This window comes from Burkholderia pyrrocinia (genome assembly GCF_022809715.1).
Classification (GTDB): domain Bacteria; phylum Pseudomonadota; class Gammaproteobacteria; order Burkholderiales; family Burkholderiaceae; genus Burkholderia; species Burkholderia pyrrocinia_C.
In genome coordinates this window covers 2,412,415-2,432,002 of sequence record NZ_CP094460.1, presented here as the reverse complement: position 1 = coordinate 2,432,002, position 19,588 = coordinate 2,412,415, and the positions used below count along the sequence as shown (strand labels likewise).

Genomic DNA, 19,588 nt, shown 5'->3' with positions numbered 1-19,588 from the left:
GTCATGGCGATCGGGTCCTCGGCGACCGCGACGGGCACGGGTGCCGTGGCACTCGGCCGTCTGGCAAGCGCGACGGCCGGTACCAGCACTGCGCTGGGCAGTCAGGCGTCGACACAGGCCGGGGGCGCCGTCGCCCTGGGCAATCTCGCCAGCGTCTCGACCGGCGCAACCAATTCCGTCGCGATCGGCAGCAACGCCGGCGTCGCCGCCAATGTCACGAACGCGATGGCGCTCGGTACGAACGCACTGGCGACCCGCAGCGATACGATCTCGGTCGGCTCGCCCACGGTGCAGCGCCAGATCGTCAACATGGCCGCCGGCACGCAAGCGACCGATGCCGTGAACGTGTCGCAGCTGTCGCCGGTCGTGAACGCCCTCGGCGGCAACGCGGCGATCGACCCGACGACGGGCGCCGTGACCGGCCCGACATACACCCTCTCGAACGGCGGCACGCAGACGACCGTCGGCGGCGCGCTCGGCGCGCTCGACGGTGCGCTGACGACCGCGAACGGGAACATTGCCCGGAACGCGTCGGACATCGCGAATCTCGGCGGCGACGTGACCAACCTCGATCGCCGCGTCACGAACAACGAGTCGTCGATCACGCAGATCAGCAACGATCTGAACAGCGGCACGATCGGCCTCGTCCAGCAGGCCGGTGCGGGCGCGGACCTGACGGTCGGCGCGAATACCGACGGCGCAGCCGTGAACTTCGCCGGGACGGCGGGCGAACGCAAGCTGACGGGCCTTGCAAACGGCGATATCGCTGCGGGCAGCACCGACGCCGTCACCGGCGACCAGCTCCATACGACGAATCAGGGCGTGGCGCAGAACGCCTCCGACATCGCGGGTCTCGGCACGCAAGTGACGAACATCGACGGCCGCGTCACGGCAATTGACGGCCGCGTGACGGTGAACGAAACGAACATCGCCAAGAACACGACCGACATCACCGCGATCAACAACCAGCTCGGCGACTTGTCGAGCGGCACGATCGGCCTCGTCCAGCAGGCCGGCGCGGGTGCGGACCTGACGGTCGGCGCGAACACTGACGGCGCGTCCGTGAACTTCGCCGGGACGGCGGGCAGCCGCAAGCTGACGGGTATCGCGAATGGCGATATCGCGGCGGGCAGCACCGACGCCGTCACCGGCGACCAGCTTTATGCGACGAATCAGGGCGTGGCGCAGAACGCCTCCGACATCGCGGGCCTCGGCACGCAAGTGACGAACATCGACGGTCGCGTGACGGTGAACGAGACGAACATCGCGAAGAACACGACCGACATCACCACGATCAACAACCAGCTCGGCGACTTGTCGAGCGGCGCGATCGGCCTCGTCCAGCAGGCCGGTGCGGGCGCGGACCTGACGGTCGGCGCGAACACCGACGGCGCAGCCGTGAACTTCGCCGGGACGGCGGGCAGCCGCAAGCTGACGGGCCTCGCAAACGGCGACATCGCAGCGGGCAGCACCGACGCCGTCACCGGCGACCAGTTGAATACGACGAACGTGACCGTCGCCGGCCTCGATCAACGCGTGACGAACAACGAAACATCGATCACCCAGATTCGCAGCGACATGAACAGCGGCGCGGTCGGCCTCGTCCAGCAGGCCGGCGCCGGTGCGAACCTGACAGTCGGCGCGAACACCGACGGCGCGGCCGTGAACTTCGCCGGGACGGCGGGCGAACGCAAGCTGACGGGCGTTGCAAACGGCGACGTCGCCGCCGGCAGCAGCGACGCCGTGACGGGCGACCAGCTCCACGCCACGAACCAGGCTGTCGCGCGGAATGCGTCGGACATCGCGAACAACCGGACCGACATCACGAACCTCGGCAACAGGCTCGAGAGCGGCCGGATCGGCCTCGTGCAGCAGGACCCGACGACGGGCGCGATCACGGTCGGCGCGGCCACCGGCGGCTCGACGGTGAACTTCGCGGGCACCAACGGCCCGCGCGCGCTGAGCGGCGTCGGCAACGGCGTGAACGACGACGATGCGGTGACGATCGCGCAGCTCAAGGCAACCGGCCTGATCGACTACACGGGCAAGGAAATCGCGGCCGTCACTTACGACGACATCTCGCTCGGCGGCGTAACCTTCGGCGGCGTGGGCGGCACGGCGCTGCACAACGTCGCGCCCGGCCTGCTCGCGGCCGGCAGCATGGACGCCGTGAACGGCGGCCAGCTGTTTGCCATGCAACAGGACTTCGAAAACCGGTTCTCCGGGCTCGACGATCGCGTCTCCGGGCTGGAATCCGGCGGCTTGCCGGAAAATCCGGACAACCCGGGCAACGGTTCGGGCGACTTCGATCCGGCCGGCAGCGGGGCCGGCAGCGCCCAGCTCGGCGCCGGCGCCGATGCGTCCGGCAGCAACAGCACCGCGATCGGCACGGGCGCGGGTGCCTCGGCCGGCAACGGCACGGCGATCGGCGCGGGATCGAACGCGAGCGGCGAGAACGGCACGGCCATCGGCCAGGGATCGCATGCATCGGGCAACAACGCGGTTGCGCTCGGCGCGGGCTCGGTCGCGGATCGCGACAACGCGGTATCGGTCGGCTCGGCCGGCAACGAACGCCAGATCACGAACGTCGCCGCCGGCACGGCGCCGACCGACGCGGTCAACGTGCAGCAGATGCAGAACTCGGTACGCAGCGCCCGCCAGGATGCAATGGGCGGCGTGGCGGCGGCGATGGCCGTGGCCGGGCTGCCGCAATCGACGCAACCGGGGCGCACGTTCGTGTCGATGGCGGGCAGCACGTACGGCGGCGAGTACGGGAGTGCGCTCGGTGTGTCGTACATGACGCGTGACGGCAAGTGGACGGTCAAGGCATCGGCCAACACGAGCAGCCGCGGCACGGTCGGCGCGGTCGTCGGCGGCGGCTTCTACTGGTAAGCCGTCGATGCCGGCCGGCGCGCCCCGCGCATCGCGTGCGCATCGAGGCGAAAGCGGGGGGAGCGATCCCTCCGCTTTTTTGCAGCCATTCATGCGTCGATGCGGTGCGACACCGGGCCGCCCCGAACGCAGTTTCAAATTCAGCCCAGTCTGATTCTTTGCCGTCGACGTTGTCGGTAAGCTGTCCCGACGCGATGTCGGCGGCGCTCGACGCCGCGCGACACACGCGTTGCGGTCGGGAGCCGACTGAGGCGCGGGCGTTCGGTGGTGGCCGGTGGGCGCGGCCACGACAGAGATGGGTGTTGGTATCGATACGCAAACGCTGCCAGATGCGAACACCGAGCGCTCGCCCCTCAGCTCGTCGTTCCCGCGAACGTGAGCGCGCACGCACATGCGCCCGCGTTACGTCGGCGCCAGTGAGTCGCCGCTTTCTCCAGCCTCCTTGCATCGAACCTCTGCTCGAATGGTCAATCCGCGTTCCGTCACTCCGGCGCCTCGAGTGCGCGATACGCGTGCCGTTCGACCTTCGCTCCCCCGTCCCCTTTTGCGCTGCGTTGCAACGCCTGCACGCGCCGGCTCGATCCGGTTGCCGATGCGCTCGTCATCCCGCCCTGTCGGGTTCACCCCACCGCACGCCGCGACAAGCGCGCCAGCGTGTAGGACTGGCCCCACGCAAACGGCGCGACGATTCAGCCCCGGACGACAGATTCGGACGAGGCCGATCCTTACCATTCTTTCAGTAGCCCAACATACTGAAAGGAGTAGGGAAATGAACAAGACGTATCGCAATATCTGGAACGCCGCGACGGGTACCTGGACGGCTGTCGCCGAAACGGCGAAATCGCATTCGAAGGGCTCGGCGCGCGTGGCGCGTCAGGCGGTGGTCGCACTTGCGCTGGGTGGTGCATCGATGGGCAGCGTATTCGCTGCCGACGCATGTACCACGGAAGATGGCCGCACGGGCTCGCTCGATGTCACCGGCGCCTGCACGCCTGCGAGCGCGACGGGCATGATGAGCACACGCTCGATCGGCACGAACGCCGTACTCGACGATGCCCTCATCAAGGTCAATGCTGGAAACGCAGGCACTGCCGCGACGGCCACCAACACCGGTTCCATTGCAATTGGCGGCGGAGCAAACGCAACTGCGAGCGGCTCGAACGGGGCTACCGGCGGCGGCATTGCAATCGGCCAGACCGCCAACGCGGCTCATAGTTCGGTAGCCGTCGGCACCAACGCTTCGGCGGACTCCGTCGCAGGGCAGGCCACCGCAGCGGCCTTCGGTACGGCATCGAATGCCAATGGCGCCGGTGCAACCGCGCTGGGTGCTAATGCCAGCGCGACCGGTTCTCAGGTTCTCGCCGTCGGCAGCATGTCATCGACGCTGGCGGATAACGGAACGGCCGTTGGCTATGGCGCGTCGGTAACGAACTTGGGTACCAACAGTGTGGCGCTCGGCCGTAACTCGGTGGCGAATGCTGCGAACGTCGTTTCAGTCGGTACCACCGCCGCAGGAGGCCAGCGAAGGATTATCAACATGGCCGCCGGTACGCAGGCGACCGACGCCGTGAACCTCGGCCAGATGAACGCCGCGCTTGCGCCCAAACTCGACGACACGTACGTCAAAATCGATACGGCGTCGGGCGCCGCCCCCGCGCAAGCTGGCGGCAGCGCGGTCGTCGTCGGCGCGAATGCGCAAGGCACCGGCATAGCCGCCACGGTCGTCGGTAACAACACCATCGCAAGCGGCCAGAACAGCGCCGCGATCGGCTTTGGCTCGACGGCCACGGGCGGTGCCGCCAGCGCAATCGGCGCGTATGCGTCCGCCACCGGCTTTCACTCGTCGGCAATCGGCGAGGGGGCAATTGCGACGGGATCGGAGTCGGTTGCGCTCGGCGTCAGCTCGCGCGCCGATCGCAACAACAGCGTATCGGTCGGCAACGCGACGATGCAACGCCAGATCACCAACATGGCCGCCGGCACGCAGGCAACCGACGCCGTGAACGTGTCGCAGCTCACGCCGGTCGTGGATGCCCTCGGCGGCGGCGCGGCGATCGACCCGACGACGGGCGCCGTGACCGGCCCGACGTACGTCCTCACGAACGGCGGCACGCAGACGACCGTCGGCGGCGCGCTCGGCGCGCTCGACGGCGAGCTGACGACCGCGAAGGGCGACATCGCGAAGAACACGACCGACATCACCAACATCAACAACCAGCTCGGCGACCTGTCGAGCGGCACGATCGGCATCGTGCAGCAAGCCGGCGCGGGCGCGGACATCACGGTCGGCGCGGCCACCGATGGCGCAGCGGTGAACTTCGCGGGCACCGCGGGCGACCGCAAGCTGGCCGGCGTGGCGGCGGGCGAAGTGTCGGCAACGAGCAACGAAGCCGTCAACGGTTCGCAGCTGCACGGCGTGTCCGAAAGCGTCGCTTCGGCGATCGGCGGCAACTCGACCGTGGATGCGGACGGCAAGATCACGGCCCCGAGCTTCACGCTCGGCGATGGCAACGGCAGCACGACCACCGCTCACAGCGTCGGCGAGGCCGTGGCGAACCTCGATGGCCGCGTGACGACCAACGAAGGCGATATTGCGAACCTCGCGGATCAGATCGGCAGCGGCACGGTCGGCCTCGTCCAGCAGGATGGCGTAACACGCGACATCACGGTCGCGAAGGACACTGACGGCGATGTCGTGAACTTCGCGGGCACGGCCGGTGACCGCAAGCTGGCCGGCGTCGCAGCGGGCGAAGTGTCGGCAACGAGCACCGAAGCCGTCAACGGCTCGCAGTTGCACAGCGTGTCCGAAAGCGTCGCGGCGGCGATCGGCGGCAACTCGACCGTGGATGCGGACGGCAAGATCACGGCCCCGAGCTTCACCGTCGGCGACGGCAACGGCAGCACGACCACGGTCCACAGCGTCGAAGGCGCCGTGACGAACCTCGACAGCCGCGTCACGAACAATGAAGGCGCGATCACGAACATCAACAACCAGCTCGCAGCGGGCGAGATCGGTCTCGTCCGGCAGGATCAAGCGACGGGTGCGATCACGGTCGGCGCGGCCACGGGCGGCTCGACGGTGAACTTCGCCGGCACCAACGGTGCGCGCACGCTGAGCGGCGTCGGCAACGGCGTGAATGACGACGATGCGGTGACGATCGCGCAGCTCAAGGCAACCGGCCTGATCGACTACACGGGCAAGGAAATCGCGGCCGTCACCTACGACGACATCACGCTCGGCAGCGTCACCTTCGGTGGCGTGGGCGGCACGGCACTGCACAACGTCGCGCCCGGCCTGATCGCGGCGAACAGCATGGACGCGGTGAACGGCAGCCAGCTGTACGACATGCAGCAGCAGTTCGCGCAGCAGTTCGGTCAGCTCAGCGGCCAGATGAACGACCTGACGGATCGCGTCGGCGAACTCGAAACGGGTAGCGGCGGCGGCTCGGGCGGCGGCATGGGCCCCGGCACGGGCACGGGCGGCGACGGCTCGCTGGTGGTCGGCGACGGCGCGGATGCGTCGGGCGAGAACAGCACGGCAGTCGGCCAGGGCGCGGTTGCATCGGGCGACAACGGCTCGGCTTTTGGTCAAGGCTCGGCCGCGACCGGCGACAACGGCACGGCGATCGGCCAAGGCTCGGCAGCATCGGGCGACAACGGCACGGCCATCGGCCAGGGCTCGGCAGCATCGGGCGAGAACAGCACGGCGATCGGCCAGGGTTCGAGCGCGAGCGGCAGCGGCTCGGTCGCGATCGGCGCGGGCTCGATTGCCGACGAAGCGAACACCGTTTCGTTCGGCAACGGCACCGAGGAAGGCAACCGCCGGATCGTCAATATCGCCGACGGCGTGAACGCGTCGGACGCGGCGACGAAGGGCCAGCTCGACCGCGCAATGGAGTCGGTGGATCAGCGTTTCGGTGAAACCAACCGCATGATCAACGACGTCGCGAAGAACGCGTACGCCGGTGTGGCGGCGGCGATGGCGATGCCGAACCTGACGCCGTCGCAGCCGGGCAAGACGGTGGTGGCCGTCGGTGCCGCGAACTACAAGAGCGGCTCGGCAGTGGCGGCCGGTGCGACCTACCGGACGCGCGACGGCAAGTGGCTGATGAACGGCGCGCTGTCCGTCACGTCGACGGGCGATGCAGGTGTGCGTGCGCAAGTCGGCTACGAGTTCTGACCGACGGGCTCCGCTATACGCGGAGCCTCGCAGCGAAAGCGGGGGAAGCGATTCCCCCGCTGGTTCGCCCGACCACCGATGGCGGTTCCCCGTGAGCCGCCATCGGTCGTCGGGCGAATGCACAGTCGGGGCCGCAAGGCCGGCCCGGCCGCGCATTCGCGCCGTTTCTCACCCCGCAAACCATCCGGAATGAAAACACGCGCCGCGCATCGTGAGGCGCGACATAACCGAGACCAACATCATGAAAAGCTTCCCCATCCGCGTCATCATCGCCGACGACCATCCGGCGGTCGTCGTCGGCGCGCAGTACGAACTGTCGGCGTCGAACACCGTGGCGGTCGTCACGACCGCGCACGATTCGACGGCGCTGATGGAGGCGCTCGCCGCCCATCCGTGCGACGTGCTGGTGTCCGACTATGCAATGCCCGGCACCGATTACGGCGACGGCATCACGCTGTTCAGCGCGGTCCTGAAGCGCCACCCGAACCTGAAGATCGTCGTGATGACGATGCTGGAGAACGCGGTCGCGCTGCGCGCGCTGATCGATCTCGGCATCCATTGCCTCGTCAGCAAGTCGGACATGACCAACCATCTGACGATGGCGATCCACGCGGCCTATACGAATGGCCGCTATCTGTCGCCTTCGATGGATCGCGCGCTGCGCCAGGTCGGCGCCACGGCGAACAAGACGCCGACGCTGTCGGTGCGCGAAGCCGAAGTGGTACGCCTGTTCGCGTCGGGGTTGTCGGTCAACGAGATCGCGGACAAGCTGAACCGCAGCAAGAAGACCATCAGTACGCAGAAAAGCTCGGCCATGCAGAAGCTCGGCCTCGAGCGCGACGTCGACGTGGTTCGCTACGCGATCGCGTGCGGGCTGGTGGCCGACCCGGGCAGCGCGGTGCTGCCGCCCGACACGATGCCGTGAAGACATCGCAAGCCGCGGCCGCCGGCTTGCCCGGCCGGCCGTGCGCCAATGGCGGCGCCACTCACGCGCCGTCGCCCCGATTCCCGCCTGCTTCTTCCCCGCCCTTCCCTTCGCTGCCCGACGCGGCCACGATGCCGTGCTCGATCGCGTAACGCAGCAGATCGATGTCCTTGTCGATGCCGAGCTTCTGCATCGCGCGCGCCTTCTGCGTGCTGATGGTCTTCTTGCTGCGGCTCAACTGTTCGGCGATCTCGTTCACGGTCATGCCCGACGCGTACATCCGCACGACCTCGATCTCGCGGCTGCTCAGCGCCGGCGCCTGGTCGGCGAACCGCGCGCTCGAATGCGTCCCCAGCGTTCGCACGACCGTCTCGACCGATGGCGAATAATAGGAGCCGCCCGTCGCCGCCGCATGGATCGCGGGAATCAGGTGATCGGTCGTGTCGGATTTGCTGACGATGCACGCGATGCCGATGCGCATCAGCGCGCCGACCACGGCCGCGTTGTCGAGCATGGTCAGCACGACGAGCTTGACGGCCGGATAGCGGCGCTGCAGGTAGGAGAACAGTGCGATGCCGTCGCCGTGGGCGCTGCCGGGCATCGCGTAGTCGGATACGACGACGTCGCACGAGCCGGCGTCGAGCAGCGCGACCAGTTCGTCCGAATTGCCGGCCGTGCCCGCCAGCTGGATCGTCGGCACCGACGACAGGCCGTGCTGGACGCCGACAAGCAACGCCGGATGGTCGTCGGCCAATACCACGCGTATTTGATAGGTTCCCATAGTCGCCCGGGTGTCCACCGCTGTCGCAGGCGGCCGACTGGCCGCCCGGTTGCTGGCGACGGCGCGATCGCGCCGCGCTGGATCGTAATTGGGCGCTATCTTCGCATGAAACCGGGGTGTCATCCACGGATCGGGCGCTGCCGGCAGCCGGCCTCGGTACGCCCCAAAAGAAACAGGCCGCCGGCTCTTCTGGAGCCGGCGGCCTGAAGCCTGCCGAGGATGCCGGTGCGCGACGGTCGGTCGCGCGCCGTCCGTGCGTCAGCTCATGACCGACGCAGGCACGGGGAACGCCGGCATGCCGGCGCCTCGCAATGCTTCATTGCGTGTCGAGGCGGATCTCGACGCGACGGTTCTGCGCGCGGCCCTCTTGCGTCGCGTTCGACGCGACCGGGTCCGCCGCGCCGAGGCCTTCGGCCACGAACGAGCGCGCCTGCAACCCGTTCGAGCGCAGGTAGTTCACGACCGTGCGCGCACGCGCTTCCGACAGCGAGCGGTTATGCGCCGCGCCGCCCGTCGAATCGGTGAAACCGGTGATCGCGACGCGGGAGAACGTCACGCCGCGATTGATCTCGATGAAACGGTCGAGATCACGGCGCGCCTGCGGCGTCAGCGCCGCGCTGTCGGTCGCGAAGTTCGCGTCGCCCTGCAGCAGCACCTGGCGCTGCGGAACCGGCGCCGGCTGCGGTGCGGGTTGCGGCTGTGCCTGCGGTTGCGGCGCCGGCTGCACGACCGGCTGCGGCTTGCCGCACATGAACGTGATTTCGCGCGGATCCTTCATCGGCGCGCGGCTGTACACGCGATCGATCATCTCGAGCGGCGTGAAGCCCTGGCCCTGACAGAACTCCTCGGCGGCGCGCGCGCACGAATTGGCGCTGCCGAGCAGCCCGTCGCAGCTTACGCGGAACACGCGGTCGGGCTTGCCCGGCACGGAAACTGCGCGGATGTCATAGGTCAATCCCGACTGGGTCGTGCAGGCGCCGAGCGCCATCGCGATCGCGCCGATCGACGCGGCGCGCAAGAACAATGATTTCATGGTCATGATGGCGTCCGCCCGCGGGCGGACGCTCGTAATGAAAAAGGTTGAATGGACGGGGAACACGTCGGGCGGGCGGGGCTCACGCCCCGCCCTGCGCGTTACCACTGGTACGACGCACCCACGCCGACGGTGTTGCCGCCGCTCGACAGACCCACGCCGGCCTTCATCTTCAGGTTCTGCGTGATACGGGCTTCGCCGCCGAACGCCACGGCCTGATAGCCCTTGTAGGTCGCGCCGCCGACGCCGAACGACAGCGTCTTGCCCGGATCGACGCCCGGAATCATCGTCAGCGCGGTGGCTGCGGCGATACCCGAGTACGCGTTCTTCGACACGTCGTTGATCTGGCCTTGCAGGCCGCCGACCGCACGGTCGAGCTGGCCCTTCGTCGCACCGTCGGTCGCGTTGATACCGTCCGCGATGTTGACGATCCGGCGGTTGCCGTCGTCGGTGCCGTTGCCGAACGAGACCGTGTTGGCTTCGTTCGCCACCGAGCCCGAGCCGATCGCCACCGACTGGCTGCCCGACGCGCTCGCGTTGCTGCCGATCGCGGTTGCGCCTTCGCCGGTGCTCTTCGCACCCGAGCCGATCGCCGCGCCGTTGTCCTTCGTGGCGCTGGCGTTCGAACCGATGACGGTCGCGTTGTTCGCGCCGCCGCCGACGCTCGCACCCGAGCCTGCCGCCGTGTTGCCCGTGCCGGTGCCGGCATTGGCCGCCGTCGACGAGCCCGGCGTGACGTCCGTGCCGGAGAAGTACGGGCTGTCGCCCGTACCGCCGCCGTTGCCCGGATTCTGCTCGAGCGCGCCGACGCGACCGTCCATGTCGTCGATCTTGTCGTTCAGTTCGGACAGCTGCCCGAAGTTGACGGCGTCGTACTTGTTCACGCCATCCGCGACGTTCTTCAACTGAACCGGTGCCGCGCCCGAGCCGCCGAGCGTCACCGAGCCGAAGTTCGGCGTGCCGTCGCCGTTCAGGTCGTAACGCACTGCCAGCGAATCGGTCGCGCCGTACGCGGCCGCGGCCTGGACTGCCTCCGCGACGGTCGAGTACTTCTGCCCGTTCACGTCGATCGCCGTGTCCGCGAGCTTGCCGTCCGCATCGACCGTCGTGCCGCCGCCGATCACGTCCGCGACGCTCTGCGCCGTGCCGTGCAGCTGCGACCCGTTGATCGCGTCGTTGCTCGTCGCGTTCACCGCACCCGCGGCCACGCCGGTCAGCACGCGGTCGCCCGCGGTGCCCGTGAAGTCCACGACCGTGCCGTCCGTGTCCTTCGCGACCGTGATGTCGCGCGTCGTCGCATCCTGCTGGACGAGGCCGATCGAGCCATCCACCAGGCTGTTCGAGATGTTCGTGATCGCATCGCCGACGTTGTTGAACGTCTGGTTGTTGACCACGTACGTCGGGCTCGTCACCTTGCCGTCCGCATCGACCGTCGAACCACCGCCCAGCGAATCGGCGACGCTCTGCGACACGCCGTGCAACTGCGCGCCGTTGATCGCGTCCGTGCTCGTGGCCGTCACCGCGCCCGCCTTCACGTTCGAGATCGTCGTGCCGCCCTTGCCGGCCAGCACGACCTGGTCGAAGTTCGCGGTGCCGTCCGTGTTCTTGCCGTACGTCACGGCGAGCGACGTCATCGTGCCCGGGTTGGTCGGATCGACCGGTGCGACCAGACCCGCATCCTGCAGCTGGCCGAGGTTCACCGCATCGTGACGATCCACGCCGTCCGCGACGTTCGACACCTTCACCGGATCGTTGCCGTTACCCAGCGTCACCGAACCGTAGTTCGGCGTGCCGTCCGTGTTGCGGTCATACGTCACCGCCGCAATCGACTGGCCCGTCACCGGATCCACCAGGCCCGAATCGGCCAGCTGGTTCTTGATCACCGTGATGTTGGTCGTGTTGTCCACGACACGGCCGTCGAGGTTCGCCAGCGCATCGCCGACGTTGTGGTAGTCCTGCTTCTGCGAGGCATCCGCCGGATCGGCCAGCGAGTACGTCGGGTTCGTCACGGTGCCGTCCGCGCCGACGGTCGAGCCGCCGCCCAGCGAATCGGCCACGCTCTGCGACACGCCGTGCAACTGCGAACCGTTGATCGCGTCCGTGCTCGTGGCGCTCACAGCACCGGCCGCCACGTTCGACAGCGTCGTGCCGTTGGCGCCGCCGAGCGCCACCGTGCTCTTCGACGCGTCACCGTAGGTCACCGCGAGTGAGGTCAGGCCCGCGCCCGGATTCGTCGGATCGACCGGCGCAACCAGGCCCGCTTCCTTCAGCTGCGCCACGTTGACTGCATCGGTACCGTCCGTACCAGCTGCGACGTTCTTCAGTTGAACCGGTGTCGTTGCATTCGCACCGCCCAGCGTCACCTGGTTCTTCGCCGCGCTGTCGTATACCACTGCCAGCGATTCACCCGTGACCGGGTCGATCACGCCGCCACCCTTCAGCGAGTCGCGCAAATCACCGATGTCCTGGTTCGTCGCGAACAGCTGCGAACCGTTCACCGCGTCCGTGCTCGTTGCCGACAGCTCGCCCGCCTTCACGTTCGTGATCGTCGTGCCCGCAGCGCCGCCGCCCAGCGTGACCGTGCCCTTCGACGCGTCGTCGTACGCCACCGCCAGCGACGTCAGGTTGCCCTGGCCGTCTTCGCCCACCAGACCGGCTTGCTTCAGCTGGCCGAGGTTCAGCGCGTCGCTGTCGCCCGTTGCGTCGGCGACGTTCGTCACCTTCACCGGACCGTTGCCGTTACCCAGCGTCACCGAACCGTAGTTCGCCGTGCCGTCCGGGTTGCGGTCGTACGTCACCGCGGCGATCGATTGACCCGTTACCGGATCGATCAGGCCCGAGCCCTTCAGCTGGCTCACGTTCACTGCGTCCAGGTCGGCCACACCGGCCTTCACGTTCGACAGCGTCGTGCCGTCGGTGCCGCGCAGCGTCGCCGAGTTGTAGTTCGGCGTGCCGTCCGCGTTGCGGTCATACGTCACCGCCGCGATCGACTGGCCCGTCACCGGATCGACCAGACCCGAGTCCGAGAGCTGGTTCTTGATGACCGTGATGTTGGTCGTGTTGTCCACGACACGGCCGTCGAGGTTCGCCAGCGCGTCGCCCACGTTGTGGTAGTCGTGCTTCTGCGAAGCGTCCGCCGGATCGGCCAGCGAGTACGTCGGGTTCGTCACGGTGCCGTCCGCGCCGACGGTCGAACCGCCGCCCAGCGAATCGGCCACGCTTTGCGACACGCCGTGCAGCTGCGAACCGTTGATCGCATCCGTGCTCGTCGCGCTCACTTCACCCGCCGCCACGTTCGTGATCGTCGTGCCGTTCGCGCCACCCAGCGTGATCGAGCCCTTCGACGTGTCGTCATAGGCAACGGCGAGCGGGTTGCCCGGAACGCCGATGCTGCCGTCGACATAGTCCTTCATCTGGCCGTAGTTGACCGCATCCGTGTCCGCCGTGGCAGCCGCCACGTTCGACACCTTCACCGGGCCATTGCCGTTACCCAGCGTCACCGAACCGTAGTTCGCCGTGCCGTCCGCGAGACGGTCGTACGTCACCGCGGCGATCGACTGACCCGTTACCGGATCGATCAGGCCCGAGCCCTTCAGCTGGCTCACGTTCACTGCGTCCAGGTCGGCCACGCCGGCCTTCACGTTCGAGATCGTCGTGCCGGTTGCACCGCCAGCCAGCGTGACCTTGTCCTTCGCCGTGCTGTCGTACACGACCGCCAGCGATTCGCCCGTCGTCGGGTCGATCACGCCGCCGCTTTGCAGCGAGTCTTCCAGCGAACCGACGCGCGTGTTCGTCGCGAACAGTTGCGCGCCATTCACCGCGTCCGTGCTCGTCGCCGACAGTTCGCCCGCTTTCACGTTGGTGATCGTCGTGCCGGCAGCGCCGCCGCCCAGCGTGACCGTGCCCTTCGACGCGTCGTCGTACGCCACCGCCAGCGACGTCAGGTTGCCCTGGCCGTCTTCGCCCACCAGACCGGCCTGCTTCAGCTGGCCAAGGTTCAGCGCGTCGCTGTCGCCCGTTGCGTCTGCCACGTTCGACACCTTCACCGGGCCATTGCCGTTACCCAGCGTCACCGAACCGTAGTTCGCCGTGCCGTCCGGGTTGCGGTCGTACGTCACCGCAGCGATCGATTGCCCCGTTACCGGATCGATCAGGCCCGAGCCCTTCAGCTGGCTCACGTTCACTGCGTCCAGGTCGGCCACGCCGGCCTTCACGTTCGAGATCGTCGTGCCGGTTGCACCGCCAGCCAGCGTGACCTTGTCCTTCGCCGTGCTGTCGTACACGACCGCCAGCGATTCGCCCGTCGTCGGGTCGATCACGCCGCCGCTTTGCAGCGAGTCGCGCAGGTCGCCAAGGTCCTGGTTCGTCGCGAACAGCTGCGAACCGTTGACTGCGTCCGTGCTCGTCGCCGACAGCTCGCCCGCCTTCACGTTCGTGATCGTCGTGCCGGTTGCGCCGCCAGCCAGCGTCACCTTGTCCTTCGACGCGTCGTCGTACGCCACCGCCAGCGACGTCAGGTTGCCCTGGCCGTCTTCGCCCACCAGACCGGCTTGCTTCAGCTGGCCAAGGTTCAGCGCGTCGCTGTCGCCCGTTGCGTCGGCCACGTTCGTCACCTTCACCGGACCATTGCCGTCGCCCAGCGTCACCGAACCGTAGTTCGGCGTGCCGTCCGTGTTGCGGTCGTACGTCACCGCGGCGATTGCCTTGCCGTCGTTGCCGATCAGGCCCGAGTCCTTCAACTGGCTCACGTTCACCGCATCCAGGTCGGCCACACCGGCCTTCACGTTCGCGATCGTCGTGCCAGTCGCACCGCCAGCCAGCGTGACCTTGTCCTTCGCCGTGCCGTCGTACACCACTGCCAGCGATTCGCCCGTCGTCGGGTCGATCACGCCGCCGCTTTGCAGCGAGTCGCGCAGGTCGCCGATGTCCTGGTTCGTCGCGAACAGCTGCGAACCATTCACTGCGTCCGTGCTCGTCGCCGACAGCTCGCCTGCCTTCACATTCGTGATCGTCGTGCCCGCAGCACCGCCGCCCAGCGTGACCGTGCCCTTCGACGCATCGTCGTAGGCCACCGCCAGCGACGTCAGGTTGCCCTGACCGTCTTCGCCCACCAGACCCGCTTGCTTCAGCTGGCCAAGGTTCAGCGCGTCGCTGTCGCCCGTTGCGTCGGCCACGTTCGTCACCTTCACCGGACCATTGCCGTCGCCCAGCGTCACCGAACCGTAGTTCGGCGTGCCGTCCGGGTTACGGTCGTACGTCACCGCGGCAATTGCCTTGCCATCGTTGCCGATCAGGCCCGAGTCCTTCAGCTGGCTCACGTTCACTGCATCCATGTCGGCCACACCGGCCTTCACGTTCGCGATCGTCGTGCCAGTCGCACCGCCAGCCAGCGTGACCTTGTCCTTCGCCGTGCCGTCGTACACCACTGCCAGCGATTCGCCCGTCGTCGGGTCGATCACGCCGCCGTTCTGCAGCGAGTCTTCCAGCGAACCGACACGCTCGTTCGTTGCAAACAGCTGCGAACCGTTCACCGCGTCCGTGCTCGTCGCCGACAGCGCACCCGCCTTCAGGTTCGTGAGCGTCGTGCCATCCACGCCGGCCAGCGAGACGAGGTCGAAGTTCGCCGAGCCGTCCGGGTTCTTGGCGTAGGTCACTGCAAGCGGATCAGAGCCGCCGCCCCGCTGAGCCAGCGCGTTGAGCGCATCGCCAACGTTGTGATAGGTCGCACCGTCAAAGGTATACGTCGGGTTCACGATGGAACCGTCCGCGCCGACCGACGCATTGCCACCGAACGCACTTACCGCGTCCTTGAGCTGGCTCACGTTCACCGCGTCCGTGTCGGCCGTACCCTTCGACACATAGATGATCTGGCGCTGCTGGCTCGTCGAACCGACCGAGATCGAGTTCAAGCGATCCGCGACCGAATTCGAGCCCAGCGCGACCGAGTTCTGCGCCGCGCTCGTCACGTTGGCCGCGCGGCCGATCGCGATACCGTTCGTCGCGAGCGGATCGACCTGTGCGGTCGTGCCGAATGCCATCGAATCCGTTGCGTTGGCGCGCGCCGTATTGCCGAACGCCAGCGCGTTCAGGCCCGAAGCGCCCGCGTTGAAACCAGCGGCCACTGCGTTGTTGCCCGATGCGTTCGTGCCGTTACCCAGCGCGAGCGCGCTGGTGCCGGTCGCCCGGCCGCTGCCGAACGCAACGGCGCCCGTGGCCGTCGCCGACGCACCCGCGCCGAGCGCGACCGAGCTATTGCCCGACGATACCGACTGTGCGCCGATCGCGATCGCCGTATTGCCGGTTGCGTTGGCTTCCGCGCCGATCGCCACGCCATACGTGCCCGGGCGAACGGATGCGTTGTCGCTGCCGTCGCCTGCGCCGTCGACCTGGACGTACGGATCCGTACCCGCAACCGTGTTGATCGCGTCGAGTCGGCTGTTCACGTCCTGGATAGCGGACGTCGTCTTCGTGTCGATGTTGTCGAGCGCCGCCTGCGTGCTCGTGGACGCGACGCCCATCAGCTCGTTCACCTGGCCGACGGTAGCCGCATCACTGTCGGCCTCACCGTTCTGCACGTTCGTGATCCGACGTTGCAGGCCGGTCGTGCTGTTACCGACGGAAATCGTGTTGATCTCGTTCGCGAGCGAGCCGAGGCCCAGCGCCACCGCGTTGATGCCGGTCGCCTGTGCGGCGACGCCTGTACCACGGCCGCCGATATACGGGTTGCCCGTCGCCACGGCCTGCTGCATCTGCTGCACGTTGACCGCGTCGGTTGCCGCGACACCCGCCGCGACGTTCGACAGCGTCACCGGACCCGACGCGCCTGCGCCGCCCAGCGTCACGTGGTTCTTTGCCGCGTTGTCGTACACCACTGCCAGCGATTCACCCGTGTCCGGGTCGATCACGCCGCCGCCCTTCAGCGACTCGCGCAGGTCGCCAAGGTCCTGGTTCGTCGCGAACAGCTGCGAACCATTCACCGCGTCCGTGCTCGTTGCCGACAGTTCGCCCGCCTTCACGTTGGTGACCGTCGTGCCGGCAGCACCGCCGCCCAGCGTGACCGTGCCCTTCGACGCATCGTCATACGCCACCGCCAGCGACGTCAGGTTGCCCTGACCGTCTTCGCCCACCAGACCGGCTTGCTTCAGCTGGCCGAGGTTCAGCGCGTCGCCGTCGTCCGTCGCGTCTGCCACGTTCGACACCTTCACCGGACCATTGCCATTACCCAGTGTCACCGAACCGTAGTTCGCCGTACCGTCCGCGTTACGGTCGTACGTCACCGCGGCGATCGGTTGACCCGTCACCGGATCGATCAGACCCGCGCCCTTCAGCTGGCTCACGTTCACTGCATCCATATCGGCCACGCCGGCCTTCACGTTCGCGATCGTCGTGCCGTTCGCACCACCGCCCAGCGTGACCTTGTCCTTCGCCGTGCCGTCGTACACCACTGCCAGCGATTCGCCCGTGTCCGGGTCGATCACGCCACCGCCCTTCAGCGAGTCTTCCAGCGAGCCGACGCGCGTGTTCGTCGCGAACAGCTGCGAACCATTCACCGCGTCCGTGCTCGCCGCCGACAGGTCGCCTGCCTTCACGTTCGTGATAGTCGTGCCATTCGCACCGGCCAGCGTAACCGTGCCCCTCGACGCGTCGTCGTAATTCACCGCATCCGCGCCGCTAGTCTGCGCGAGCGCGTCGAGCGCGTCGCTCACGGTGTGGTAGTCGTTACCGCCGATCGAATAGGTCGGCTGCGTGACGCTGCCATCCGCGCCGATGGTCGCGCCGCCGCCGAGCGCGGTCGTCACGCCCGTCAGTTGGCTGATGTTCACGGCATCGGTTGCCTGCGTGCCGGCAGCCAGGTTGGTGATCTGGCGTTGCAGCGTTGCCGAGCCGACCGAAATCGTATCGTTGCGAGTCGCGGTTGCGTTCGTACCCAGTGCCATTGAGTTCGTCACATTTTCGGCGACACTGGCGTTGGCGCCGATCGCGACCGAATTGGTTGCCCCGGCCACGACACTGGCGCCATTTCCCAATGCAGTGGAACCCGCCGCCTGTGCCGACGCCTGATTGCCCAATGCCGTGGAGCTGTTACCCGTTGCATCGGAAAGCCGACCGAGAGCCACTGCCCCGGTACCATTTGCGTGCGCAGACGAGCCAAGCGCCGTCGACGACAATCCATTCGCAGTCGCTTCACTGCCGATTGCGGTTTGAGCGGTCGAAGAGCCGCCAATAAGCGGAGTAGTAGTCGCGCCAGAGCCAATTGCGATGGAACCGCCACCGTTCGCAGTTGCATCGGTGACTCCATTGACCTTGACGAACCTGTTTGACGTCGTCAGCGCGTTGTCGAGCGCCGTCAGTGCACCACCGACCGTCGTCTGCCGGCCGCCGTTCGTGAGGTTGTACGTCGGGCCCGTCACCGCGCCCGTCGTCGCGTTGATCGTCGCACCGCCGCCGAGGGCCGTGACGATCGGCGTGAGCTGCGACACGTTGACAGCGTCGGTCGCTTGCGTACCGGCAGCCATGTTGACAATCGCTCGACGTCCCGCCGCGCTGCCGACCGAAACGGTGTTAGCACGATCGGCAACGGCGCCATTTCCCAGCGCAACCGCGCCGGTAGCCGTGGCACTTGCCAAACGACCCACTGCGGTCGAATTGTTCGCCTGTGCGTTGGCACTCACACCGACCGCAGTAGCCTCGGCGGCTGCGTTCGAGATCGTGCCGAGCGCCACGGAGTTGGAACCGGCGGTCGAATTGCCGCCGAGGGCGACAGCCGATGATCCGGTGGCTCTAGCATTGGGGCCGATGGCGGTCGAACTGTCCCCGGTCGCCTGCGCTGCCCTCGCGGCTGCATACGTGCCTGTTCTGAACGCCACATACGGATCATCCGCGGCAGCAATCGCGGCATTCAACTGTTGGACGTTCACTGCGTCCGTATTCTGCGTGCCGGCGGCGAGGTTGGTGATCTGACGTTGCGTCGTCGCATTGCCGACCGAGACGGTATTGGCACGATTGGCAACGGCGAATGAACCCAGGGCGGTCGAGCCTTCGGCAGTGGCCGTCGCACCACGTCCAAGTGCAGACGAATACGTTGCCGTTGCTGCTGAACCAACGCCGGCCGCCAACGTCTCTGTACCCGTCGCTCTCGCGATAGTACCGATGGCCATTGCATTCGTCGTATTCGCGATTGCGCCACCGCCAAGTGCGAGAGAAGATATACCAGTGGCAGTGGCGGAAGCACCGATTGCGATGGCGCCATCTCCCTCGGGTGCCGCGACCGCCGGCCGAGCCGGTCCATACAAACCAGACCGGATCTTGATGTACGTATCGTCAATCGCAGCCATCGTCCCGATCGCATCGGTGCCGATCGACCTCGCATTCATCTGCGACTTCGTACCCGTGATCGGCACCTGGACCACGCTCTCCTCATCGCCCGTGCCATCCGTGCTTTCCAGCGCATCGCCGAAATCCGCAGCCGCGGCGCCACCGATCGCGACGCCGCCCAACGTAACCGCGACAAACGCCTTGCGCGCCACCCGCGACGATCCCTTCGATTTCGAGCGCGCCGTTTCCTCGGCGGCCACCCACGTACCTGTCGTGGCATTCCAGACGGTCCGATAAGACTTGTTCATGTCGATTGCCTCTAAGCAAAAAGTTTGAGACGAAATACCTTTAGTTACCTGAGGCAATATATTTTTCGCGCGCGGTTTCGGTAATCAGACACCGGGAGTAGCCCAAACTAATTTGGTAGGACTGGTCTGAATATGACGATGCCTGACAATTCTG

At 67.3% G+C, this 19,588-nt stretch carries 6 protein-coding genes; 3 read left to right on the top strand and 3 right to left on the bottom strand.

Translation table 11 applies throughout. The features are described 5' to 3' along the window. Positions 1-3 precede the first annotated feature (3 nt). From MRS60_RS27735 to MRS60_RS27725, 3 genes are all read left to right on the top strand, one after another. Positions 4-2,892 (top strand): YadA-like family protein, encoded by a 2,889-nt coding sequence (locus MRS60_RS27735; RefSeq protein ID WP_243565981.1) that lies wholly within the window; start codon positions 4-6, stop codon positions 2,890-2,892. Between the two features lie 592 nt (positions 2,893-3,484). Continuing rightward, positions 3,485-7,072: a YadA family autotransporter adhesin gene (locus MRS60_RS27730; protein WP_347814846.1), complete on the top strand. Its 3,588-nt coding sequence runs from the start codon at positions 3,485-3,487 to the stop codon at positions 7,070-7,072. Between the two features lie 238 nt (positions 7,073-7,310). After that, positions 7,311-7,997, top strand: coding sequence for a response regulator (locus tag MRS60_RS27725; protein WP_131945814.1), 687 nt, complete (start codon positions 7,311-7,313; stop codon positions 7,995-7,997). 61 nt (positions 7,998-8,058) lie between these two features. Here the strand turns inward: MRS60_RS27725 and MRS60_RS27720 are convergent, their stop codons facing one another. The 3 genes from MRS60_RS27720 to MRS60_RS27710 form a co-directional block, all read right to left on the bottom strand. Next, entirely contained in the window at positions 8,059-8,778 is a 720-nt protein-coding gene (locus MRS60_RS27720; protein WP_034181843.1) for a response regulator transcription factor, read from the bottom strand. A 316-nt stretch (positions 8,779-9,094) separates the two neighbouring features. Next, a complete protein-coding gene (locus MRS60_RS27715; protein ID WP_034181842.1) occupies positions 9,095-9,817 on the bottom strand; it encodes an OmpA family protein in 723 nt (240 codons plus the stop codon). Between the two features lie 95 nt (positions 9,818-9,912). Continuing rightward, entirely contained in the window at positions 9,913-19,434 is a 9,522-nt protein-coding gene (locus MRS60_RS27710) for a YadA-like family protein (protein ID WP_243565979.1), read from the bottom strand. Positions 19,435-19,588: the final 154 nt, after the last annotated feature.

What these genes read in the sequence shown, in the direction of transcription:
- MRS60_RS27710 (WP_243565979.1), bottom strand. Translation starts at nt 19,434, where the DNA reads ATGAACAAGTCTTATCGGACCGTCTGGAATGCCACGACAGGTACGTGG.
- MRS60_RS27730 (WP_347814846.1), top strand. Translation starts at nt 3,485, where the DNA reads ATGCGCTCGTCATCCCGCCCTGTCGGGTTCACCCCACCGCACGCCGCG.
- MRS60_RS27735 (WP_243565981.1), top strand. Translation starts at nt 4, where the DNA reads ATGGCGATCGGGTCCTCGGCGACCGCGACGGGCACGGGTGCCGTGGCA.
- MRS60_RS27720 (WP_034181843.1), bottom strand. Translation starts at nt 8,778, where the DNA reads ATGGGAACCTATCAAATACGCGTGGTATTGGCCGACGACCATCCGGCG.
- MRS60_RS27715 (WP_034181842.1), bottom strand. Translation starts at nt 9,817, where the DNA reads ATGACCATGAAATCATTGTTCTTGCGCGCCGCGTCGATCGGCGCGATC.